Here is a 22,071-nt window from a genome sequence, read left to right on the forward strand (position 1 = left end):
TACACTACCGGGGATCACGAGCCTGTTGAAGGCGGGCGGCCGGTGATCTACATCGCTGGGCGGCTGCCGGACCTCGAGGCCCCCTTCCAGCGGCGCTCCAGAACACCCGGCCACACTCGTCCCGTGGGTCGTAAGGCCGGCGCCTCCTCGCAGGTGCGTCCGCGGCTGACGACCCACACCCCCTGCCGCCGCCCACACGGTCAACCCCCGCACCCTGTGGGCGGCCTGGGGAACCCGCCGCGCCCCGTGCCGGACCGGCGAACGAGCCGGCAGGCCGAGCCTCCGCCGTCAGGCCGCGTACAAATCGAAGGTCGCGATGCGCTGCGGTCCGGCGATCACGTCCAGACGCGGATCCACGGCGAGCATCGCCTGGTGCAGCCGCTGGAGCTGGGGAGAAGGCTCCACACCGAGATCCGCGTTCAGCCGGATCCGCAGCCTGCGGTAGACGTCGAGGGCGGCGGCCTGCCGCCCGGCGCGGTAGAGCGCGACCATCGCCTGTGAGTGCAGACCCTCGTGCTCGGGGTAGCGGGCGATGATGTCGGTGAGTTCGGCGAGGATTTCGGCGTGCCGGCCCAGCCGCAGGTCGGCGTCGATCCGCCGCTCCCGGGCGACCAGGCGGCTCTCCTCCAGCCTCATCACCTCGATGTCGAGCATCGGGCCCACGCGCACGTCGACGAGCGCCGATCCGTCCCAGAGATCGAGCGCCTCCCGCAGGAGCATGGAGGCCTGCGCGTCCTCGCCGTCGTCGAAGGCCTGCCGACCCGCCTCGACGAGGCCCTTGTACGCGTGGACGTCCACCGCGTCGGCGGGCACCTGCAGCAGGTAGCCGCCGTACCGGGTGACGAGCACGTCCTTGGCGGCCTCCGGAGACCCCGGCCCCATGGCGGTGCCCAGGCGGCGGCGCAACTGGTGGATGTACGTCTGGAGGGTGGTCAGACCGCTCTGGGGCAGTTCGGTGCCCCAGAGCTCCTCCATCAGCGTGGGCACGGGCACGACCCGGCCGGGGTACAGGGCGAGCAGGGCCAGGATCTGGCGGGGCTTGCCTGCGGTCGGGACGATGGACACCCCGTTCACTTCGGCACTCAACGCACCCAGGACTTTTATCTTCATGATTCCCTCCGCACCTTGCCGGCCACCAGCGCTTCCGGCATCGGGGGACCGCAGACGGAAGGCACGATATCTCCCGGCGATCCGCCCGTCGGCAAGGCTCGAGTACACCTTGAGCGACTTTCCAAGGAGAACGGGTAAAACATCCCCAAGGATCACTGAAAGGGAACCGAAAAAGCACGGAAGCAACGGAGAGGAATCTCCGGAAGTCCTTTTCAGCAACAAACCGGCACTGCAATCTCGCCCTTTCACAGCGACCCGAGACACCGGGGGTGGCACATTGGACGCCAGCACGTGCGAAACGATGCAGGCAGAGGGGACGGCGCCCCACGAGAAGCGGCGCGCCCCCACGAGCAGCGACCAGCTCCCGACCCCGCTCACCCTGCTGTCCCTGCTGTCCCTGATGGGCACCTGGCACCAGCGCAGTGTGCACGTCGGTTTCCCGGAGCTGACCTCCCGCCACCCCTGACGGCGGACTCGAACAGTGCACCCCCTCCCGGAATCCGGGAGGGGGTGCACTGTGTCGTACGGGCGATGGGCTCCCGGGTCAGCCGACGCGGGCCACGAGCCGTCCTCCGGCGGGAGACTCCGGGACCCCGCTGGGCGCCGCGCTCTCGGGGTGCGCCATGAGGATGGAGCGCTGGAGCCGGCTGAGGGCCGCCGAAGGCTCCAGGCCCAGCTCCGAGACGAGCGTCGTGCGCAGCCGCTGGTAGACCTTGAGGGCCTCGCCGCGGCGGCCCGAACGGTGCAGCGCCAGCATGAACTGACCGTGCAGGCTCTCGTGCATCCGGTACCGGTTCACCAGCACGGTCAGCTCCGACAGGAGCTCCCGGTGGCGCCCCAGCCGCAGGTCGGCCTCGATGCGCTGGTCGAGCGCGCACAGCCGGGACTCCTCCAGACGCCTGGCGTCCGTGTCGATGCGGCTACCGCCCTGTACGTCGGCGAGGGCGGGCCCGGTCCACAGGGAGAGCGCGTCGGCCAGACGGCGCGCCGCACCCGCGTAGTCCTCGGCGTCCATCGCCCGGTAGCCGGCGCCCGCACGACGCTCGAACTCCCGGTAGTCGACGGTGCCGCCCCGCGTCTCAAGGCGGTAGCCGCCGGGGAGGGTGGTCAGGATGTCCTTCGCGGTGCAGCGCTCGTCCTCGCCGTGCTCCAGCGCGTTGGCGATCAGCACGCGGAGCTGCAGGATGTAGGTCTGCAGCGTGGTGCGAGCGCTGCGCGGCGGGGTCGCCCCCCACAGCTCTTCGATCAGCAGGTTCACGGAGACGACCTGGTCGGCGTGGAGCGCGAGCAGGGCCAATACGTGTCGGGGCTTCGGGGCGGTCGGAGTGATCGACACCCCGTTCTCCCGCACTGACAGCGCACCCAGCACTTCGATGTCCACTTCTCCCCCAAGTTCGCCCGAAGATCTGTTCCGGCCTGCCCGTTTACGCCCGCCGGTGCCTGGTGCGCAGAACACCGGACCCCTCAATAAAAAAACAGCACAGTCGGTTTGTCAACACAGGCAGCACGTTCTCAGCCACCACCGTCACCATCAACATCATCCCGGAGTGGGGATATTGCCTGCTCAGACGGCATGTTTTCCACCACGGCCGCCATCGGCCGACGAAACCACATCGCGAGATGGCCGAATCCATCCCATGAATCACAGGCGAAGGGCACACCGGTGCGCACAGCCGCGAAGTAGCGGTGCAATGCAAGGGTTCTGCGCGAAAACCGGGCTCTCGGGCACGGACGGACCCGGGGCGGCGACCGGACAGAAAAGAGACCATGCAGTCGGTTACTATCCGGTTCCGTCAGCCCTGATCTTGGCGAGGACGTCCCGCGACGCGAGGCAAGGCAGCAGAAGTCGCCAGAACTGTGTGACCGTGCGGTGCGAGATCCACGCAGCGTTCTGGGCGCCCAGCACCTCGAACCCGACGATCGCGCCCACCACGGCGGCCACGGCACCCTCCGGCTCCACTCCCGGGCGCAGTTCGCCCGCCGCCACGGCCCGGGCCACCTGCCCCTCGACCCAGCGCTGCCAGCGGTCGCGCAGGTCGGTTCGGCGCGGACGGGCGACGTCGCCGCTCAGCGTGAAGCCGGCCCGCAGCACCTTGTCGCCGCTCAACTCCCTGGCGAGCCCGTGGGTCACGTCGACAAGGTGCTGCAGGCAGCTCGGACCGCCCGGTGACGCCTCCTGGGTGACGGCCCGCAGCCGCAGCAGCGCGGCTTCCTCTACGGCGTCCGTCAGGGCCGCCTTGGAGCCAAAATGGAAGTGCAGTGCGCCGTTGCTCATCCCGGCCCGAGTGCTGATCATGCTGAGCGACGCGACCGCGAGACCCTCGCGGTCGATTATCTCGGCCGCACACTGGATCAGGGTTTCCCGGGTCCGCATTGCGCGTTCCTGTTTGGCCATCAGTGCTCCGTCTACTGTGGTGGATTGCCGTGCTTGCGGGACGGCGCGTCGGTGTGCTTGTTGCGGAGCATCGCGAGGGCCGCGACGAGAACCTCGCGGGTTTCGGCGGGCTCGATGACGTCGTCGACGAGGCCTCGCTCGGCCGCGTAGTACGGGTGCATCAGCTCGGCCTTGTACTCCTTGACCATGCGCGCACGCGTGGTTTCGGGGTCGTCGGATTCCGCGATCTGCTTGCGGAAGATGACGTTGGCGGCGCCCTCGGCGCCCATCACGGCGATCTCGTTGGTCGGCCAGGCGTAGGTGAGGTCGGCGCCGATGGACTGGGAGTCCATGACGATGTACGCACCGCCGTAGGCCTTGCGCAGGACCAGCGAGATCCGCGGCACGGTCGCGTTGCAGTACGCGTACAGCAGCTTGGCGCCGTGGCGGATGATGCCGCCGTGCTCCTGGTCGACGCCCGGCAGGAAGCCGGGGACGTCCAGGAGGGTGATGATCGGGATGTTGAAGGCGTCGCAGAGCTGGACGAAGCGCGCCGCCTTCTCGGAGGCGTGGATGTCCAGGACGCCGGCGAGGTGGCCGGGCTGGTTGGCGACGATGCCGACGACCTCGCCGTTCAACCGGCCCAGGGCGCAGATGATGTTCCGGGCCCAGCGCCCGTGGACCTCCATGTACTCGCCGTCGTCGACGAGCTCCTCGATGACCTTGAGCATGTCGTACGGGCGGTTGCCGTCGATGGGCACCAGGTCCAGCAGCGCGTCCGAGCGCATGTCGACGGGGTCGGCGCAGGGGACGCTCGGCGGGTGCTGACGGTTGTTCTGCGGCAGCATCGACAGCAGGAACCGGACCTCGGAGATGCAGGTCTCCTCGTCGTCGTACGCGAAGTGCGCGACGCCCGAGGTCTCGGCGTGCACGTCCGCGCCGCCGAGCCCGTTCTGGGTGATCTCCTCGCCGGTCACCGCGCGGACCACGTCCGGGCCGGTGATGAACATCTGCGAGGTCTCCCGGACCATGAACACGAAGTCCGTCAGCGCCGGGGAGTACGCCGCGCCGCCGGCACAGGGGCCCAGCATCACCGAGATCTGCGGGATGACGCCCGAGGCCTTGGTGTTTCGCTGGAAGATGCCGCCGTACCCGGCGAGCGCCGAGACGCCCTCCTGGATGCGCGCGCCGGCGCCGTCGTTGAGGGAGACCAGCGGGGCACCGGCCGCGATGGCCATGTCCATGACCTTGTGGATCTTCGTGGCGTGGGCCTCGCCCAGCGCCCCGCCGAAGATCCGGAAGTCGTGCGCGTAGACGAAGACCGTACGGCCCTCGACCGTGCCCCAGCCGGTGACGACACCGTCGGTGTAAGGCTTCTTGTCCTCCAGGCCGAACCCCGTCGCCCGGTGGCGACGCAGCTGCTCGACCTCCTTGAAGGAACCCTCGTCAAGCAGCAAAGCGATCCGCTCGCGGGCGGTGAGCTTGCCCTTGGCGTGCTGCGCCTCGGTCGCACGCTCGCTCGGCCCACGCCGGGCCTGTTCCCGGATCGCCTGCAGTTCGGACACACGCCCGTGAGCGTCCGCCGCCTCCACAGAGGCCCGAGAAATGTCATCCAGAACAGTCACGACACGTCCCTCCCTCAAGGTGCGGCCCGATCGACACCCCACCATAACAAACCGCTCGTGCGGTTTATAAGGGCGACCGTATGGCGCGCACGCAAATCAGCCTTGATCAACAACCGCCGGCCCTACTGCCAGCTGTGCGGGGAGCGGTAGGCCGCCTCGGCCTGTCCGGGCCGCCACAGCGGGGCTTCGGGCGGTTCCCGCTCGCCCCGCTCCTCGCCGCGCCCGGCGAGCACCGAACACAGCACCACGGTCACCGCGGCCAGCTCTTCATCACTGGCCCGCCCTCGTTCGACACGGAGAGCGAACTTCGCACCTCCCGAAACACCCATGACACTCCTCCTCAGTCTCCGGTCACGGTCCTCGACGCACCTCAAGTGCCACTCGAGATCCACCAGGAGTTCGGATGGAGTCCGGTGGAGGCGTATGGAGTCGGCTGGAGGTCCACATGGGAATCGCACGAGGTGGAGCAGGGGTGATGCCGAATCGGAATCAGCCGGAATTCGATCCTCCGCAACTTCCGCCCCCGGAGACTCGCATTCCCCTGGAAATTAAACCGGTTGGTATGTATCTTTTCCCGGGCTTAGGGTACTTCCGCAGCTCGCCAGCGCCGTTTGTTCAGGGGGAACAATGACTGCGACTACATTCCGAGTTGAGCGCCCGTCGATACCGGCGATGCGGAGGGAGGCGCGGCCGTCCGTCAGGCCCGCCACTTCCGCCTGGCCCACTCTGACCACGACCGTGCCCAAGGAATTGGTGCACCGGTCCGCCGTCGCCGAGGTCCTGCTCACCCGCTGGGAGCGCCGCGACGACACGCATTTCCGGGTGGCTGCCCAGTGGCCCCGGGGGCACAGCTTCTTCACGTCCGTCGCGGACGGCTACCACGACCCGGTCATCGGCTGCGAAACGATTCGTCAGATCGGCACGCTCCTGGGGCACGCCGAGTTCGACGTACCCCAGGGACACCAGTTCAGCGTCGGCGACATCCACATATCCGTACGCCCGCAGCATCTGCGGGTGGGCTGGTCGCCCGCCTCCCTCGACATCGAGGTCACCTGTTCGGAGATCAAGCGCCGCGGCGGGAGCCTGGCGGGTATGCGCATCGACGTGGTGATGCGGCGTGAGGGACACACCGTCGCGATCGGGGGCGGCTCGCTCTCCTGCATGGCGCCGAAGGTGTACGAGCGCGTCCGCGGCAACCACACGCTCGGCGGAGACTGGCACCAGCTGCCGCTCATCAGGCCGGCGGCGCCGCAGAGCGTCGGGCGCACGTCGCCCATGGACGTGGTCCTGTCACCCACCGGCGAGCCCGCCCTCTGGCAGCTGAGGGTGGACACGCGTCACCCCATTCTGTTCGAGCACGCGGTGGACCACGTACCGGGCATGGTGCTGATCGAGGCGGCCCGGCAGGCCACGGCCTCTTTACTGGGGCGGTCCTCCTACCTCCCGCTCGGCATCGCCTCCGAGTTCAAGCGGTACGCCGAACTCGATTCACCCTGCATGATCGAGGCCGTCAGGCTCACCACCGGGGACGCCGGCAACGAGGAAGCGGTCCTGGTGACCGGCCACCAGGACGGCGCCCCCGTCTTCAATGCCACCGTGATCGCGGGGCCGCACAGCCTCTGAGCGTGCGGGAAGCGGGGAACGACGGTGCGCCGTCACGGGGACGAGAAGGAACCCAGATGATCTCTCGCCCACACGCGGAAACAAGCGGCCGGCCGGCCGAGAAGTGCGGGGACCGCCTCGTCCATCCGGGCCTTCGCCCCGGCGCGCTGACGCTCCGCACCGGCCAAGAGCGCCTCGACCAGGTCGTGGGGGTACCGCGCGCCCAGCGCGGCTCGCGCCTGGTCGGCGCCCAGTTCCTCGAAACGCAGCGGACGGCCCAGCAGTTCGGCGAGCTGAGCCGTCTGCTGAGCTGCCGTGATCGGCTCCGGACCGGTCAGGGTGTAGGTCCGGCCCGCGTGCCCCGCCTCCGTGAGGGCACGCACCGCCACGTCCGCGACATCGCGCGGATCGACGCACGCGTTGGGCGAAGACCCGTACTGGGCGCGCACCACGTGCTGCGCGCGGACGGATTCCGCCCAGGCCAAGGCATTGGACATGAACGCGCGGGGGCGCAGCAGGGTCCACTCCATTCCGGATCCGCGCACCAGGTCCTCGTTCGCCCGCTGCCACCTGGTGATCACATCATTCGCCCCGGGGTCCGCGACCGCGGCTGCGGACAGCTTCACCACGTGCCGTACGCCGGCCGACACCGCGGCCCGGACAAAGCGCACGTCGTCGTCACCCACGCGGCTGGTCACGAGGAAGGCGGCGCGCACCCCACGCAGTGCGCGGGTGAGCGACTGCGAGTCTCCGTAATCCCCCTGAACGATCTCTGCCGTCCCAGGCGCCCCCGTCACGCGGTCCGGATTCCTCGCCAGGACACGAACCGCCTGGTCAGCGGGGAGTCGGCGGAGCACCTCCCGCCCTATCCTTCCCGTGGCACCGGTCACGAGGATCATGACTTTCCCTTCTGGCTCGACCATTTCTTCTCCACGGCATCGGCCGCGGATGATTGCCGCTGTAAGATACAAACTGGGCGGTTTCTTACTGATCGCCGCAGCATGCGAAACCAACCCTGAGGAGGGAGGACGCTTAGTGGCTGAGCAAGTACGAGCCATCCGCACGCGGAAGACGATCCTGTCCGCGGCGGCCCGGATCTTCGAGGAAAACGGATACCAAGCCGCCACGATCTCCCAGATCCTCAGGGAGGCCGGGGTGACCAAGGGAGCCCTGTACTTCCACTTCCAGTCGAAGGAAGAGCTGGCCCAGGGCGTCCTCGCCGGGCAGGACCAGCAGCTCGTCGTTCCCGAGCGCGCCTCCAAGGTCCAGCAGACCGTGGACGTGGTGATGCTGCACGCCTACCGCCTGCAGACCGACAGCATGGTGCGCGCCGGTGTACGCCTGTCGATGGACCAGCTGGCCCAGGGCCTGGACCGCAGCGGCCCGTTCATGCGCTGGAGCGAGGTCGGATGTGCCCTGTTCCAGGAGGCGCAGCGCCAGGGCGAACTGCTGCCCCACGTCGTACCGGTCGAGACGGCGGACGTCCTCGTGGGATCGTTCGCCGGCATCCAGTCCATGTCGCAGGCCATCTGTGACTACCAAGACCTGGTGACCAGGGTGTCCGCGCTGATGCGCCACCTGCTGCCCAGCGTCGTCATGCCTGCCGTCCTCGCCTCGCTCGACCTCTCCGAGAGCCGGGGAGCCGCGGTCTACGCCGAGGCCCTCAAGGCCGCGCAGGAGCTGGAGGTCTCGGCCGCCATCGCCTGAGCCCGGGGTCACACCCGGCTCCGGCTCCGGCGCCGGTGTCCCGCACCGGCGCCTTCGGCCAGGTACGCCGACAGCGCGACGGACAGGCCGTCACCTCCCGGAGCCCATGCGATGTAGCCGTCGGGCCGCACCAGCAGGGCCTCCTGCGGGACATCGGGGGTGGGAACGGCGTGCACCACGTGCAGCGCGCCTTCCCATCTCCGCGCTTCATCGCGGTAGCTGCTGCCCTTCTCGCCGAAGAGCAGCAGCAGCGGCCTACCGTCCTGCAGAAGCCCGATCACATCGGTCTCGCCGGTCGCGGTCCTGAGCGGGACGTTGTGCAGGAACTTTCCCGTGCCGGGGGCGGTCCACCCCGTGGGCTCCGGGAGCACCGTGTCCTGCCCGCTGATCATGTCGCCGAGGTATACCCCGGTCGGGTCGGCCGCCAAGATCCCGGTGAACACCGCGCGCAGCGCGTCGGCTTCGGCCCCCTCCCGCATCATGGCGAGCTGGGCCTGGGTGTTCGAAACGACGTGCCAGGCGGCGGGCCTCCGCTCCAGGTCGTAGCTGTCGAGCAGCTCCGGGCCCGCCGCGCCGTGCACTGCGAGGGCCAGCTTCCAGCCCAGGTTCAGGGCGTCCAGCACCCCGGAGCTCAGCCCCTGCCCTCCGATCGGGAAGTGCACGTGCGCCGCGTCCCCGACGAGGAAGACCCGTCCCGCGCGGAAGCTCCGGGCCACCCGCGTGAAATCGCTGAACCGGCTGAGCCAGCGCGGAGCCTCCATCGCGATGTCGCGTCCCGCGATCCAGGACACCTCCCGGCGCAGTTCCGCCAGGCTGAGCGCGCGGTTCCGGTCGGCGTGCGCGCCCAGGCCGTTGAACGTCCGGAGGTGGGTGCGACCCCCGGCAACGGCCTTGGCGACGATCCATCCCCGGGGGGTCCGGTGCCAGCCCGGGGTCAGGGAAGCCGGCTGCGCGAGCGTGACGGTGCCCGCCATGGCCGCGACCGTTGCCAGGTACGTCTCGGATTCGATGCCCGCCTGCTCGCGAACCGTGCTGCGACGCGCACCGTCCGCTCCCACCACGTACTCGGAGACACAGGTGACCGGTCCGTGCGGTCCCTCGGCCGTGATCCGTACCCCGTCCGGCCCCTGGACGACGCCCGTCACCCGGTGCTCGCGCAGGATCCGGGCGCCGGCCCGCCGGGCCCGTTCCTCGAACAACCGCTCCAGCTCGGCCTGGGGGTACTTGAGGATCGGCTCGGGCTCACCCTCGGGGGCCGTGATGACCAGTCCGGGCAGACCCCCGAAGCGGAAGGGGGTCGCACCACCGACGTACGGGGACACCCCGGCCGGCAGGTGGCCCCGCCGGGCCAGGCACTGTACCGCCCGGGCGTGCAGGGTGGTGGCCTTGGGCTGCTCGCCGACCGCCGACGCCGTTTCGATGACCACGGTGCCGACGGCTCGGGCGGCCAGTTCGGCCGCGACGAGCAGTCCGACCGGCCCTCCGCCGACCACGACCACCTGAGCCCGGATCCTGTCTTCCCCCATTACGACAGCCCTCTGCACAGCGTTGGCCTTCCCCCCGGAGCCGATACTTCAACGGCCAGAAATATACCGGCTGCGCTGTTCTTTTTTCGAGGGGGAACTGCAAAACCTTGGCATCATGCCGGAGGCCCACCCCGGCTCGGGGCCGGAGCCTTCCCGATATCAGCCGATGGTGCCGATGCGTGCCGAGGACATCGGTCCGCCCTCCGACCGCTCCGTCTTGGACCCCTTGATGCCCGGCGCCAGGGTTCGCGCGTCCACGGCCTCTGCGGGCGCCCCACTGGCGTACAGCCCCTCGGGGTCGGTGTCCCGGTCGTGCGGGAGCAGCCAGAAGACCCGGCGCCTGAAGGTGCCGGAGGAGCGGGACGGCTTGGCCCCCGCCCCCAGGACCGCGTATCCGACGATCCGGCCGTCGCGGTGGTAGGCGGGCCTGCCGCGGCGGGTCGGGAGCCGGTCCAGGCTCTGCCGGACGTAATCGAGCCGGCTGATGTCCTCGAGCCATACGAGGTCCGCCTCGTGAAGGATCTCTTCCTCTGCGATGAGGGCGCTCATGCTCTCTCCTCGTGCGCAAGCAGGCCGATGCCCGGGTAGTACTTGCGCTGGTTCGACAGGATCATCGCCTTCGGCGATGCCAGACCCACCGCCTCGCGGACGCGTGCCGCGAACGCCCGGGAGGAGATCGCCGGAGCCCCCTCATGGTGGCACCAGTTCCGATATGCGGCGTAGAGCAGTGCTTGTTCCGCCCGCAGATCGGGCTCGAACCGGCAGGTCTCACCGATGAACCGCCCGGTGTGGTCCTCGGTCTCGGCGTACGCCGAGGTGGCGATGCGGACCCGCTCGGGCCCCGAGAGGTCCTTGTCGCCGCCCAGGTAACGGCGGGCGCCCTCGATGAGCCAGTTGAGGATGCCCGGGCCCTCCTGGGTGACCAGGACGTCCGCCAGGTTGTCGATCTTGCGGTCGTCGGAGACCACCCGCTCGAACGGGATCATCCGTATGCGCCGCCAGAACGCGAAGCCACCGGTGCCCACTTCGGGCCGGTGGTTGCCCAGCAGCCAGAGTTTGTGCGTGGGCTCGAAGCTGAAGAAGTCCTGCCGCATCCGGCGTGCCTTGATGCGGTCGCCGCCGGTGAGCAGCTTGACGCGGGCCTCGTCGAAGCGGTCGCCCGGCTTGACCTCGCTGCACACGATGACCCGCCGGCCGTGCAGTTCGGCGAGGTCGGTCGGGTGGCCCTCGTACGGCCGCGCCATCAGGAACCCGGGCGGCGCGGCGTCCGCGTAGTCCCCGAGGAGTTTCATCAGGACGTCCAGAAGGACGGACTTGCCGTTCTTGCCGGAGCCGAACAGGAACGGCATGACCTGGGCGCCGACGTCCCCGGTGACGGAGTAGCCGAGCAGCAGCTGCAGGAAGCTGATCATCTCCGCGCCCTCGGGGCCTTCGCCGAAGGTGTCGGTCAGGAAGCGGTTCCAGCGCGGGGTGGCCATCGGCTGCGGCGCGGCCGACGTGGAGCGCGAATGGAAGTCCTTCGTCGGCTGCGCCGGGCGGATGTGTCCGGTGCGCAGGTCGACGACGCCCGCGGGGGTGCACAGGGCGTACGGATCAGCGTCCAGCAGCGCCGCGTTGAGCACCATGCCCGGGGCGGACTTGGCCTGGGTGAGCATCGCGTTCATGCCGCTGGTGCTGAGCGCGCGGCGGCGGTGCTGCTGCAGCGCGACAGGGGTGTACACGCCGCGGGAGTCGGTGGTGGCGATGCTCTCCGCGAGGTCGCCGGCGGCCCAGAGCACGGTGTCGTCCTCGTCGATCTGCCAGCGGGTGCCGTCCCAGCGGAACCAGCCGATGCCAGGAACGTGCCGGTAGTCGTCAGCGTAGAGCTTGACGAACAGTTTGGCGTTACCCCGGTCGGTGAGCGTGTCGGGCAGCAGTCCGGCCGCCGTCGCCTCGCCGTCCGAGTGCGGGGCACGGGCCTCCTGGGCGGGGACCTTGGGGGCCGCGGTGACGGTGACGGGTCCGGGAGCCGGGATGGCGGGGACGCCGATGACGTCGGCGTCCAGGTCCCCGTGCTCCGCCGCAGCGGGCTGCGCGAGGATCTGCGCGGCGGCGGCATGGACGTCGAACTCGACCAGCCGACTGCCGTTGTCCAGACTCACCTTCGGCCTCCCAGCGAGAGCGGGCGCGATGCGCCCGCTCTCAGCCCGCCGCGGATGACGGCGCCGCTGCGGCGCTCCTGCCCCGGCCGGGCCCGCTCGGCCGCTTCACGCAGCAGACCGGCGGCGTCGGTCTCGGTCAGGTGCCCGGCGGCGACCAGTCCGCCGGCGGTGTAGGCGGCGCGGTTCAGCTTCTCGGAGAACGCGGCCCCTTCGGGTACGGCGGCGCAGGCGACGACCTCGGCGAGGACTCCGGTCAGGAGCCGGCCCGGGGCGCGGCGGCCGCCGCCCGCCGCGATGACGGCCTGGCGGGCCCGGGGCGGTACGGAGCGGGGCGCGGCCACGTGCGCCGGTGACAGGTGCCCGGTGCGCTCCAGTTCCCGAGCGAGCCAGGCAGGGAGCGGCGCGGGCTCCCGCGCGGGGCCCACGGGCTCGTAGACGCCCGCGCGGGTCACGGTGCCGGGGGCGACTATGTAGCCGCCGTGTGCCCGCAGGTCGACCTGCCAGGCGAGGGCGCGGCCGTTGCCCGATCCGGTGGAGCACTGCCAGCGGTGGCCTCCGTGGTCCCGGTACCAGACGTGCAGTCCCCCGGAAGGGGTACGCACGCGCAGGGTCGAGGCGTCGTCGGCAGGGCTGACGGCACCGCGCAGGGCGGCCAGCAGGCCCAGGGTGTGGAAGCCGTTGGCCAGTCCGGTCAGGTCCACGTCCGGAGAGATGGCGACGCCGGGCAGCAGCCGGTCCCGGTCGGGGAGTTCGCGGGCGTGCGCGTCGATGTCGACGACCACGAGGTCCGCGGGACCGCACGCGACACCGATGCCCAGGTCCGGGCGGGAACCCCAGCACTGCTCGATCCTGGCGGGGTCGAGGGTGGCCGCGTGGAAGCCGTGGCACCAACGGCCCGCCCGGAAGCAGTCGCAGGCCCCGCGGTGGTGGCCAGGGGCACGGCACGCCTCGCAGTTGCCCACGGGCGTCTTGCGGCCCGGGGCCAGTGGGTGAACGGGCCACCCGCGCCGCGCGCACCACAAGGCAGTCGTCAGAGGCTGCTGTTCCCCCCGAGCAGCTCTCCCCGACTGCCTTGGGTCACTACGCGAAACTCGCAGGTCAGCTGCCATCCACTTCCCCCATCAGCGACTGAAGCGACTCAACGCCTGAAATCAGGCTAGCGAAACCACCGGGAGGCAAGAGACAAATGAGCCTGCGCAAGCGCGTGCCTCCGCGGAGCGCTCCAGCTACCAAGCGACTGAAGACGCAGCTACCGAAGTTTCTTCGGTAGCTCGTTGAGACGCTCACAAAACACCAGGTCACAGAGGTGCACAAGCTAGAACAGCGACTGAAGCGACTCAAGACCCGTATATATGACGCCCACACGCACGCACACGCACACATGCGTTGCAGCCCATATACCCGGGCCTTGAGTCGCTTCAGTCGCTGTCTGGCTCAAACACACCCCTCTGAACAGGCATTTTGGTCATCACATCGCAGCGACTGGGCCAGCCCTCAGTCGCTGTTCCTCAGTCGCTCCGCCCCGCGGGCCGACGTCGGAGGGCTTTGAGCCGTCCTCTGTCCGGGCTCCAGCCGGCCGTGAGCAGGCCGGCGGGCAGGACCTCGGGTGGCTGTGTGGGAGGCCGGGAGGAAGGGGTGGATTTCGTGTGTTTCGCCAAGGCTGAGGGCCTGCTCGATTGGGAGAGACTGCCGATCAACGGGCTTGGTCCGTCGCGGTCGTGGGCGGAGCCGGGCCCCTTTGCACGGTGAAGAACAACGGGGAGGACGGCACTGTGAGTGCGCAGCAGCAGTACGACGAGATCGGTGAGGCGTACGAGGGGTTCAAGGCGCTTCCGCTGGAGCAGTGGGCGATCGTGCCCGGATTCCTGGCCCTGGTCGGGGACGTGACGGGCAAGTCGGTGCTCGACGTGGCTTCGGGTACCGGCTTCTACAGTCGTGAGCTCAAGCGGCGCGGCGCGGCCGAGGTGCTCGGGATCGACATCTCCGGCGAGCTGGTCTCCGTGGCACGGGCGATCGAGGAGCGCGACCCTCTGGGCGTGCGCTACGAGGTGGGCGACGCGGCCGAGCTCCGGCCCTTCGAGGAGCCCTTCGACGTCGGGCTGGCCGTCCAGCTCCTCAACTACGCCTCGGACATCGCCACCACGGAGCGGATGTGCCGCAACATCCACCGGAGCCTGAAGCCGGGCGCCGAGCTCTTCCTCATCAACCAGTCGCCCGACTACCGCTTCGACGGGCCGACCCCGGAGAAGTACGGCTTCCACACCGAACTCACCGGTGAGGAGGTCGAGACCGGGTTCAAGGTGCGGACCACGGCCCTGCTCGACCCGCCGGTCTCGTTCATCGCGAACTTCCCGCGCCGCGAGGTGTACGAGACCTCCCTGAAGGCGGCCGGATTCAGCGAGCTGACCTGGATCCCGGTGACGGTGTCGGAGGCCGGCCTGCAGGAGTTCGGTGCGGAGCACTGGGCGAACCTCGCCGAGAACCCCCCGCTGGAGATGCTGCGCTGCCGCGCCTGATCACGGCACTCGCACGACCGCCCCGCTTCGCCGTTCCATGGCGGGGCGGGGCGGTCGTGCGAGCGGCGCAATCAGGCGCGGCATGTGCGCGTCGCCGCCGCTCAGAGGCTGCGGGCGGTGATGTCGCCGTAGGAGGTGGTCGCGCGGATGTCGAGCTGGGCGGCGGCGCCTTCGGTGTTGTTGAGCGCGTTGTGGATCCGGCCGTAGGCGGTGCCCGCGTCCAGGGAGGCGGAGACTCCGGCGGCGGCGCCGACCGAGACCTCGCCGGACTCGGTGCGCAGCACGACCGTGCCGCGCACCGCCTCGGCGATGGTGATGTCGCCCTTCTGGGTGCTGATCTCCGCGGGGCCGCCCAGGCGGCCGACCGCGATGTCGCCGGACTGGAGGGTGAGGAGGGCGCTCGCGGTCTCGTCGAGCTTGACCGTGGCCTGCGCGCCCTCGAAGGCGACGTCGCCGAGACGTCCGACGCCCCGGAACTCGGCGGCGGCCGTCCTGGCCTCGACGCGGGAGCCGGCGGGGAGCTGGACGGTGACCTCGATGGATCCGGCCGCGCCGAGGACCCGGTTCTTCGCCTCGGGGACCTCGATCCGCAGGACGCCGTCGGCGTAGGCGACCGTCGTCCGCTCCGCCGTCTTCACGTCGCGGCTCTTCGAGGCGTCCGCGGGCAGGATCTCGACGGTGGCATCGGACCGGTCGGCGGCGATGAGGCGGATACGGCCGGCGGGGACGTCGAGGACGGTGGCGATCGGGGCGGTGGTGGCGAACTTCTGCATTGTTCTCTCCTGCGCTTCGCTGCTTGTTTCCGACAACGGAAAAGCTACGTTGCATTCCAATACCCCACAACACACTCGTTGCGAGATATTGACATCCTCGCAGATCAGATGACTCTTTTCGTTGCAATGATCTGCGATTCAATGCAACGACTCCGCGGCTTGTCGTTGCAATGAACTGGAAGTGAACGCTATGCTGGGGAGCGTCTACAGAGGGAGAGAACGGTGCCGGGAGGCAGACTCACGCAGCAGGAGCGCCAGCAGATCGCGCTGGGGCTGGCCGACGGGCTCGCCTACGCGGAGATCGCCCGGCGTCTCGACCGGCCGACCTCGACGATCACGCGGGAGGTGATGCGCAACGGCGGTCCGTCCTCCTACCGTTCCGATGTGGCCCATCGCGCCACCGAGCGCCGCGCCCACCGGAGCAGGCAGGCCGCGCCCCGGGGGCCGCAGGCGCCCCCGGAGGCCGACGGGCGCGATGCCGAGGCCGTGCGCGCGTACGAGGAGACGTTCGCCGGCATCTTCATGCAGTCGGGCCTGTCCAAGATGACGGCCCGGGTGCTGGCCGCCCTCTACACCACCGACGCGGGCAGTCTCACCGCGTCCGAGCTCGTCCGGCGCCTCCAGGTCAGCCCGGCATCCGTCTCCAAGGCCATCACCTTCCTCGAAGGCCAGAGCCTCGTCCGCAGGGAACCCGGCGAAGGGCGCCGCGAGCGCTACGTCGTCGACGACGACGTCTGGTACCAGGGGATGATCGCCAGCGCCCGCGCCCACGCCGTGCTCGTGGAAACGGCGCGGCAGGGTGTCGGCGTGCTCGGGCCCGGCACTCCGGCCGCCACCCGCCTGGAGAACATCGCCCGCTTCGTCGACTTCGTCAGCGAGGGCATAACCCGCGCCGCGGAGCAGGCCCGCGAAGTCCTCCACACCAAGGCGGGGCAGCCCTCGGACGACGCCCCCGGGACCCGGGCCCCGAAGCCCTCCGCCTGAGGGCCGGCTACCGGCTACCGGTCACTCCGGGAGCGGGGTCCGCAGGCCGTCCAGCCAGGACTGCCACGCGGGGGCGCGCAGCGGAGGGCCGGCCGGGAGGCGGCCGCCCGTCCAGGCCGTGACGGGGCGCAGCCCGTGGAGGGCGTTGGCCACCCAGACCTCGCGTCCGGCGAGCGCGGACAGCCTGCGCCGGACGGGCCGTACGGTCACGCCCGTGCGCGCCGCCCGGTCGAGCAGCAGCGAGGCGGTGACCCCGGGGAGGACCGGGAGCTCGGCGGGCGGATGGCACAGGACGTCCTCCTCCCACCACAGGAGCGAGGAGTTGGCCGCCTCGAGCACCACCCCGTCCGCGGTGACCAGGAGCGCCTCGTCGGCGTCCGCGGCCGTGGCCCTGGAGCGGACTTCGGCCAGGGCGCCCAGGTCCGGCCCCTTGTGACGGGGCGTCCGGCGCGGGTCGCAGACCGCCAGGCCCCAGACCCTGGCCGTCGTGGAGCGCGCGGGCGCGGGGCGCAGCCGGTACAGCAGCCGGTGGCCATCGGGCAGGGCCGTGTCCGGGGACGCGTCCGGGGACACCGTTTCCAGCTCCACGCGCGGGAACCAGTGGCCGGCCTCCCGGGGCAGCAGGGCCTCCATCGCGGTCCAGAAGGTGTCCAGGAGCGCGACGGGCACGCCGGCGGTCCCGGTGCAGGTGGCGGTGAAGCGGCTGCGGTGCCGGTCCAGGGCGCGGACCCGGCCGTCGTCGACCAGCCAGGAGTCCGCGGCGAGGAGCGTGCCCGGGGCCTCCGTCGCGGGGACCTCGCGCAGGGCTCCGTACCGGGTGAGCGCGAAGAGACGGTCGGCGCGGCCCGCCGCGGTGGGCGGGACCGGCCCGGTCAACGGGACACCGGGGGCTCGGCGGATGCCGCCGCATCGCGGCCGGGGAAGCCCCTGCCGAGGAGGCGGAGCAGCGGGGTCGTCTTGGTGATGGTCTCCTCGTACTCGTCGGCGGGGTCGGAGAGGGCGACGATGGCGCCGCCGACTCCGTAGCGGATGCCCTCGTCCGTCACGACGGCGGTGCGGATGACGATGCTGAGGTCGGCGCCGCCGCACAGGGAGAAGTAGCCGATCGCTCCGGAGTACACGCCGCGCGGGCCCTCCTCCAGTTCGTCGATGATCTGCATGGTGCGGATCTTGGGGGCGCCCGTCATCGAACCGCCCGGGAACGCGGTGCGCACACACTCCACGGCGCTCACTCCGGGGCGCATGGTGGCCCGTACGGTGCTGACGAGCTGGTGCACCGTGGCGAAGGTCTCCACGTCGAACAGCTTGGGCACGTGGACCGAGCCGATCTCCGCGCACCGGCCGAGGTCGTTGCGGACCAGGTCGACGATCATCAGGTTCTCGGAGCGGTCCTTCTCGTTGGTCCGCAGGTCCACGCGCAGCGCCTCGTCCTCCTCCGGGGTGGCCCCGCGCGGCCGGGTGCCCTTGATCGGCTTGGACTCGGCCAGCCCCTCGGCGGTGACGCGCAGGAACCGTTCCGGCGAGGTGCTGAGGACGGCGAGGTCCTCGAAGAGGAGCAGCGAGGCGAACGGCGCCGGGCTCGTGCGGCGCAGGAACCGGTACCCCTCCCAGGGGTCCACCTTCGCTTCGCTGTGCAGTTCGTTGGTGAGGCAGACCTCGTAGGTCTCGCCGGCGGCGATGTCCTCCTGGCTGCGCCGGATGCGGTCCAGGTAGGCGTCCCGGTCGTGGCGCAGGCTCAGGTCTCCCGCGTCCACGGGCTGCGCGGGCACGTCGGCGTCCGCGGTCCGGCCGGCGAGGGCGCGCAGCCGTTCGGTGGTGGTACGCAGCCACGCGCGGGCGGAGGCGTCGTGGGCGAGTGCCTCGGCGTCCGCTCCGGGGTCCGCGGGGGCCAGGGCGAGCAGGTGCGTGGTGCCGGTCAGGTGGTCGAAGGCCAGGGCCCGGGCGGCGAACACCATCGTGGCGTCGGGCTGCTTCGAGCGGTGGACGACCGGGCCGGCCCCGCACTGCGCCTTCAGTTCGTACCCGAGGTACCCGACCCAGCCGAGGGCGAAGTTGCAGGGGTTCTCGGCCCGGGCGGGCAGGTCCACCTTCAGGGACTTCAGGTCCTCGTCGATCCAGTCGAAGAAGGGGCGCTGCGCGACCTGCGCGCTGCGGACGCCGTCCCGCTCGGACACGACGGTGACCGTGCCGGCCGCCACGTCGGCCGTGGCCACGCGGGCCAGGTCCCCGGAGGCGTCGCCCATGATCGAGAAGCGGCCCGTGGCGCCGTCGCTGCGGCTGCTGTCGAGCCAGAAGGCGTGGTTCCCGCCGCGCAGCAGCTCGTCGAAGACGATCTCGGGGTCCCATGCGGTGGGCAACCGCTCGGTGAGGACGCGCAGGTGCCGGCTCGGGGCGGGGCGGGCGGGCGCGGCGGCGGGCGCGGCCGGTGCGAGGGGCCGCGCGCCGGGGTGCTCCTGCTGCCAGCGGGTGGTGAGCTCGCGGAAGTTGCGCATCATCAGCAGTCCGTGCTCGCTGCTGATGGATTCCGGGTGGAACTGCACGCCCCACAGCGGGCGTTCGCGGTGGCGCAGGCCCATGAGGATGCCGCCCGGCGCCCACGCGGTGGCCTCGAAGACGTCCTCGGGCAGGTCGGCCACGGTGAGGGAGTGGTAGCGCACGACGTCGAAGGGCGAGGGGATCCCGGCGAAGAGGTCCGTCCCGGAGTGCTCCACGGGGGAGACCCGTCCGTGCCGGGGTTCGGGGGCCCGCCGGACGGAGCCGCCGCCGAGGTGGGCTATGCCCTGGTGGCCGAGGCACACGCCGAGGACCGGGCGGTCCGCCGCGCGGACGATCTCGGTGCAGACGCCGAAGTCCTCCGGGCGTTCGGGGGTGCCGGGTCCGGGAGACAGGACGACGTTGTCGAACTCCTCCAGATGGCTGGTTCTCCACCCCGGCTCATCGTTGCGGATGACGACGGGCTCCTGCCCGTTGGCCTCCGCCAGGAGGTGGAACAGATTGAAGGTGAAGGAGTCGTAATTATCCACCAGGAGAGTGCGCATGCTCACCTCACGAGGTCATGGAGGGACGGATTCGACAGCCGGATCCGATAGAAAGATCTGATGACTGAATTCCGGACGGACTACGCAGCCCGGGAAAGATCGCCTCGATGGCCTCCCGGATAAACCGGCGCCGTGCGCAGGCGTTACAGCCGGTCAATGGATACCCGACCCTGAGCTCCCGATTCCCCGTCAGGGAAATCGGGGAATGAATGATCTCCCCGTTCAACACGGGCAGACCCTACAGGGAGTCCCTGTTCAGTCAAGCATTTTCCGCACCGCGAACCGGGCCCCGCAAGGCAACCCGGCAGTAGGAATTCGCGATTCCGCAAGAATGCTGTCGCGCTTTGCATATGACGCTTGACAGTCCCCGAGGGGTCGTTTCTATTATGCGGAACTGCTGAGCCAGTCAGGGCGAATCAGCAGCACAATGGGGCAGTGCAACGGGGAGATGTTTGTTCGTGATCAGCGATTTCGGGGGCCCCGGGCCCCGGACAACCGATCCGGAACAGCACGACGGAAGCTGGGTCGACGAGCTGCTCCTGCACGCCGGCCACGACGACGCCGAGCCTGCGGTGCACATCGGCGAACGGCTGGATCGCGCCGGTCTGCGCCGCGAGGTCGGGGCCCGCCACACCGAACTGGCACAGGCCGGACTGCGCCGCGGCGGATCGGTCGCGCTCCAGCTGCCCCCGTCGCTCGCGCTGCTCACCCACCTGCTGGCCGCCTGGCGGACCGGGGCCCAGGTGATCCTGCTCGACCACCGGCTGACCGCCCACGAGAGCGACCGGGCGCTGCACCGGACGGCCCCTCAGTTCCTCGTTCGGCCGGCCGCGCCGGTGCGCCTCGGCGTGCTCCGCGGATTCCACACGCTCGACGCCGTGGCCGAGCCGTACCCCGAGGGGCGGCCGGCCGCGAGCGGGCACGCGCTCGTTCAGCTCAGCTCCGGTTCCACCGGCCCCTCCAAGGTGATCGGGCGCACGGCCGCGGACCTCGTCGCCGAGGTCCACCGCTACACCCTGATCCCCGGTATGCCCGGGCCGGGCGACCGCATCGTGGTCCTCAACTCCCTGATCCACGCGATGGGGTTGATGGCGGGGGTCCTGCACAGCCTGCACGCGGGCGTCGAGATCGTGCTGCCGGAGCGGATGAGCGCCGACGGCATCCTCGCCGCCGTGGCCGCGCGGACCGCGCCGACCGTGATCACGGGCGTGCCGTTCCACGCGCAGCTGCTGGCCTCGGTCTCCGCTCCCCCGCCGCTGCCGCACCTGGTCGGGGCGATATCCGCCGGCGAGTCGGTGCGGCCCGGGGTCGCCGAGGCCTTCGCCGCGCGGTACTCCGTACCGCTGGGCGAGGTGTACGGGATGACGGAGACGGGCGTCATCGCGGCCGACCTGTCCGGGGCCTCCCGGCCGGCCACGGGGCGCACCGCTCCGGGCATCGAGGCGAAGGTGGTGGACGGGGAGCTCCTCGTACGGCGCCCCGTCAGCCCGTACCTCGGTCCGGCCGGTCCGGACCGCTGGGCGGACGGCTGGCTGCGCACCCGCGATGCCGCGACGCTCGACCCGGAGACCGGGCTGCTCGCCGTCGTGGGCCGGCTGGACTCCCAGGTGTCGGTCGGCGGGCTCAAGGTCGACCTCACCGAGGTCGAGTGGACCCTGTCCGAACTGCCCGGCGTCCGCGAGGCGGTGGTGGTCCACGACGGGGCCATCGAGGCCTACGCGGTCCTCGACGAGCAGGTCACGGCGCGGGCCGTGGAGAGCCTGCTCGCCGAACGGGTGGCCGGCTTCAAGCTGCCGCGCCGCATCCACGCACTGCCCGCCCTGCCCCGGACGACCACCGGAAAGCCGGTACGGGATCCGGCCGCGCTGCGGTCTGCCGCGCAGCGGGCCGCCGCCGTGGAACGGGTGTGAGCCCGATGGACCAGCGCGGCAACACCTTTACGCAGCAAGGGAGTTCAGCAGTCCACCTGGGTGACCGACACCGGCGTGCCCTCGGTGCCGGGGCCGCCCGCCACGCACAGGACGTAGCCCTCGGGGCCGCCGGGGACGGCGCTGGTCAGGCCCGCGCCCGGGAAGATCTCCCGCAGGGTCACCGGACGCCCGGCGGGCTCCGGCGGCAGGCCGGAGGCGGGCAGCGGAACCGGCCGCAGCCGGCCTCCGCCGGCCAGCCCGGTGCCGACCGCCTTGCCCAGCGCCTCCTTGTGCGTCCAGACCCACAGCAGGGCGCGGGCCCGCAGGGCGGGTGCATGGCCTTCGATCCAGCGGACGTCCTCCTCGGCGAACCAGCGCCGGGCGAGGGCCACCGCCGGGAGCTCGCGGGCCGGCTCCACGTCCACGCCCACGTCCCCGCCGGTGCACACCGCGACCGCGGTCAGGCCGCGGGTGTGGCTCACGCTCACGTTCACCCGTACCGGCGGCCGCGCTCCGCGGTCCGCGGCGCCGGGCCGTGACACCACGTACGGCCGTCCGCCCGGCTCCCGGGCCACGGCCAGGCCCTCGGGCCCGACGCCCAGCACCGCCGCCGCGGCCCGCCGCAGCAGCGCGTGCGCGTGCTTGCGCTGGTCACCGACCGGGACCGCGAGCCACACCTCTACCCGGTCCACCAACACAGACACCGACACCCCCACTCGTCCCCGGTGCCCAGACACGTCCTGAACACACATGCGAACACTGATA

20 protein-coding genes are annotated in these 22,071 nt (G+C 70.8%); 6 read left to right on the top strand and 14 right to left on the bottom strand.

Translation table 11 applies throughout. The annotated features are described in order from the left end of the window. Window positions 1-288: 288 nt before the first annotated feature. Window positions 289-1,110 carry a BTAD domain-containing putative transcriptional regulator gene (locus tag ACFRU2_RS30270; protein ID WP_382977986.1) on the bottom strand — a complete coding sequence of 274 codons (822 nt, stop codon included), beginning with the start codon at window positions 1,108-1,110 and terminating at the stop codon, window positions 289-291. A 277-nt stretch (window positions 1,111-1,387) separates the two neighbouring features. Here ACFRU2_RS30270 and ACFRU2_RS30275 point away from each other — a divergent pair, with 277 nt between their 5' ends. Next, a complete protein-coding gene (locus ACFRU2_RS30275) occupies window positions 1,388-1,576 on the top strand; it encodes a hypothetical protein (protein ID WP_382977989.1) in 189 nt (62 codons plus the stop codon). A gap of 78 nt (window positions 1,577-1,654) precedes the next feature. Here the strand turns inward: ACFRU2_RS30275 and ACFRU2_RS30280 are convergent, their stop codons facing one another. The 4 genes from ACFRU2_RS30280 to ACFRU2_RS30295 all read right to left on the bottom strand — a co-directional run bounded on the left by ACFRU2_RS30280 (window position 1,655) and on the right by ACFRU2_RS30295 (window position 5,438). Beyond that, window positions 1,655-2,491, bottom strand: coding sequence for a BTAD domain-containing putative transcriptional regulator (locus ACFRU2_RS30280; RefSeq protein ID WP_382977991.1), 837 nt, complete (start codon window positions 2,489-2,491; stop codon window positions 1,655-1,657). A 399-nt stretch (window positions 2,492-2,890) separates the two neighbouring features. Further along, window positions 2,891-3,484, bottom strand: a complete 594-nt coding sequence (locus ACFRU2_RS30285) for a ScbR family autoregulator-binding transcription factor (protein ID WP_382977994.1) — start codon at window positions 3,482-3,484, stop codon at window positions 2,891-2,893. A 32-nt stretch (window positions 3,485-3,516) separates the two neighbouring features. Then, window positions 3,517-5,154 (bottom strand): acyl-CoA carboxylase subunit beta, encoded by a 1,638-nt coding sequence (locus tag ACFRU2_RS30290; protein ID WP_382977997.1) that lies wholly within the window; start codon window positions 5,152-5,154, stop codon window positions 3,517-3,519. Window positions 5,155-5,231: 77 nt separating this feature from the next. Next, window positions 5,232-5,438: an acyl-CoA carboxylase subunit epsilon gene (locus tag ACFRU2_RS30295; protein WP_382978000.1), complete on the bottom strand. Its 207-nt coding sequence runs from the start codon at window positions 5,436-5,438 to the stop codon at window positions 5,232-5,234. 409 nt (window positions 5,439-5,847) lie between these two features. On the opposite strand from ACFRU2_RS30295, the gene ACFRU2_RS30300 reads away from it, so the two are divergent. After that, window positions 5,848-6,732, top strand: coding sequence for a ScbA/BarX family gamma-butyrolactone biosynthesis protein (locus tag ACFRU2_RS30300; protein ID WP_382978002.1), 885 nt, complete (start codon window positions 5,848-5,850; stop codon window positions 6,730-6,732). A gap of 32 nt (window positions 6,733-6,764) precedes the next feature. On the opposite strand, the gene ACFRU2_RS30305 is transcribed toward ACFRU2_RS30300, so the two are convergent. Beyond that, window positions 6,765-7,610, bottom strand: a complete 846-nt coding sequence (locus ACFRU2_RS30305; RefSeq protein ID WP_382978005.1) for an NAD(P)H-binding protein — start codon at window positions 7,608-7,610, stop codon at window positions 6,765-6,767. Window positions 7,611-7,746: 136 nt separating this feature from the next. On the opposite strand from ACFRU2_RS30305, the gene ACFRU2_RS30310 reads away from it, so the two are divergent. After that, complete coding sequence (locus ACFRU2_RS30310; protein ID WP_382978008.1) at window positions 7,747-8,418, top strand: ScbR family autoregulator-binding transcription factor; 672 nt, start codon at window positions 7,747-7,749, stop codon at window positions 8,416-8,418. Window positions 8,419-8,426: 8 nt separating this feature from the next. Here ACFRU2_RS30310 and ACFRU2_RS30315 read toward each other — a convergent pair whose 3' ends face one another. From ACFRU2_RS30315 to ACFRU2_RS30330, 4 genes are all read right to left on the bottom strand, one after another. Next, window positions 8,427-9,944: an FAD-dependent monooxygenase gene (locus ACFRU2_RS30315; RefSeq protein WP_382978011.1), complete on the bottom strand. Its 1,518-nt coding sequence runs from the start codon at window positions 9,942-9,944 to the stop codon at window positions 8,427-8,429. Window positions 9,945-10,103: 159 nt separating this feature from the next. Continuing rightward, window positions 10,104-10,493, bottom strand: coding sequence for a DUF6009 family protein (locus tag ACFRU2_RS30320; protein WP_382978013.1), 390 nt, complete (start codon window positions 10,491-10,493; stop codon window positions 10,104-10,106). Next, window positions 10,490-12,085, bottom strand: a complete 1,596-nt coding sequence (locus ACFRU2_RS30325; protein ID WP_382978016.1) for a phage/plasmid primase, P4 family — start codon at window positions 12,083-12,085, stop codon at window positions 10,490-10,492. Before ACFRU2_RS30325 ends, ACFRU2_RS30320 begins: the two co-directional genes overlap by 4 nt. Further along, window positions 12,082-13,194 (bottom strand): bifunctional DNA primase/polymerase, encoded by a 1,113-nt coding sequence (locus ACFRU2_RS30330; RefSeq protein WP_382978019.1) that lies wholly within the window; start codon window positions 13,192-13,194, stop codon window positions 12,082-12,084. Before ACFRU2_RS30330 ends, ACFRU2_RS30325 begins: the two co-directional genes overlap by 4 nt. Window positions 13,195-13,857: 663 nt before the next feature. On the opposite strand from ACFRU2_RS30330, the gene ACFRU2_RS30335 reads away from it, so the two are divergent. Further along, on the top strand, window positions 13,858-14,601 hold the full coding sequence (locus tag ACFRU2_RS30335; protein WP_382978021.1) for a class I SAM-dependent methyltransferase: 744 nt from the start codon (window positions 13,858-13,860) through the stop codon (window positions 14,599-14,601). Window positions 14,602-14,702: 101 nt separating this feature from the next. Here ACFRU2_RS30335 and ACFRU2_RS30340 read toward each other — a convergent pair whose 3' ends face one another. After that, window positions 14,703-15,374, bottom strand: a complete 672-nt coding sequence (locus tag ACFRU2_RS30340; RefSeq protein WP_382978022.1) for a DUF4097 family beta strand repeat-containing protein — start codon at window positions 15,372-15,374, stop codon at window positions 14,703-14,705. A gap of 222 nt (window positions 15,375-15,596) precedes the next feature. Here ACFRU2_RS30340 and ACFRU2_RS30345 point away from each other — a divergent pair, with 222 nt between their 5' ends. Further along, window positions 15,597-16,358, top strand: a complete 762-nt coding sequence (locus tag ACFRU2_RS30345) for a helix-turn-helix domain-containing protein (protein ID WP_382978024.1) — start codon at window positions 15,597-15,599, stop codon at window positions 16,356-16,358. A 21-nt stretch (window positions 16,359-16,379) separates the two neighbouring features. On the opposite strand, the gene ACFRU2_RS30350 is transcribed toward ACFRU2_RS30345, so the two are convergent. Further along, window positions 16,380-17,234, bottom strand: a complete 855-nt coding sequence (locus tag ACFRU2_RS30350; RefSeq protein ID WP_382978026.1) for an aminotransferase class IV — start codon at window positions 17,232-17,234, stop codon at window positions 16,380-16,382. Beyond that, on the bottom strand, window positions 17,231-19,396 hold the full coding sequence (gene pabB, locus ACFRU2_RS30355) for an aminodeoxychorismate synthase component I (protein WP_382978029.1): 2,166 nt from the start codon (window positions 19,394-19,396) through the stop codon (window positions 17,231-17,233). Before pabB ends, ACFRU2_RS30350 begins: the two co-directional genes overlap by 4 nt. 458 nt (window positions 19,397-19,854) lie before the next feature. On the opposite strand from pabB, the gene ACFRU2_RS30360 reads away from it, so the two are divergent. Further along, the gene (locus ACFRU2_RS30360) at window positions 19,855-21,306 is read left to right on the top strand and encodes a class I adenylate-forming enzyme family protein (protein WP_382978031.1); all 1,452 of its coding nucleotides are present in this window, start codon (window positions 19,855-19,857) and stop codon (window positions 21,304-21,306) included. Window positions 21,307-21,350: 44 nt separating this feature from the next. Here the strand turns inward: ACFRU2_RS30360 and ACFRU2_RS30365 are convergent, their stop codons facing one another. After that, on the bottom strand, window positions 21,351-22,010 hold the full coding sequence (locus ACFRU2_RS30365) for a 4'-phosphopantetheinyl transferase family protein (protein ID WP_382978033.1): 660 nt from the start codon (window positions 22,008-22,010) through the stop codon (window positions 21,351-21,353). Between the last annotated feature and the right edge of the window lie 61 nt (window positions 22,011-22,071).

Source organism: Streptomyces sp. NPDC056883 (assembly GCF_042788835.1).
Lineage (GTDB): Bacteria > Actinomycetota > Actinomycetes > Streptomycetales > Streptomycetaceae > Streptomyces > Streptomyces stoeckheimensis.

Bases quoted from the DNA above. Each gene is read 5' to 3' on its own strand.
- ACFRU2_RS30270 (WP_382977986.1), bottom strand. From the start codon at position 1,110: ATGAAGATAAAAGTCCTGGGTGCGTTGAGTGCCGAAGTGAACGGGGTG.
- ACFRU2_RS30285 (WP_382977994.1), bottom strand. From the start codon at position 3,484: ATGCGGACCCGGGAAACCCTGATCCAGTGTGCGGCCGAGATAATCGAC.
- ACFRU2_RS30290 (WP_382977997.1), bottom strand. From the start codon at position 5,154: ATGGTGGGGTGTCGATCGGGCCGCACCTTGAGGGAGGGACGTGTCGTG.
- ACFRU2_RS30295 (WP_382978000.1), bottom strand. From the start codon at position 5,438: ATGGGTGTTTCGGGAGGTGCGAAGTTCGCTCTCCGTGTCGAACGAGGG.
- ACFRU2_RS30305 (WP_382978005.1), bottom strand. From the start codon at position 7,610: ATGATCCTCGTGACCGGTGCCACGGGAAGGATAGGGCGGGAGGTGCTC.
- ACFRU2_RS30315 (WP_382978011.1), bottom strand. From the start codon at position 9,944: ATGGGGGAAGACAGGATCCGGGCTCAGGTGGTCGTGGTCGGCGGAGGG.
- ACFRU2_RS30320 (WP_382978013.1), bottom strand. From the start codon at position 10,493: ATGAGCGCCCTCATCGCAGAGGAAGAGATCCTTCACGAGGCGGACCTC.
- ACFRU2_RS30330 (WP_382978019.1), bottom strand. From the start codon at position 13,194: ATGGCAGCTGACCTGCGAGTTTCGCGTAGTGACCCAAGGCAGTCGGGG.
- ACFRU2_RS30340 (WP_382978022.1), bottom strand. From the start codon at position 15,374: ATGCAGAAGTTCGCCACCACCGCCCCGATCGCCACCGTCCTCGACGTC.
- pabB (WP_382978029.1), bottom strand. From the start codon at position 19,396: ATGCGCACTCTCCTGGTGGATAATTACGACTCCTTCACCTTCAATCTG.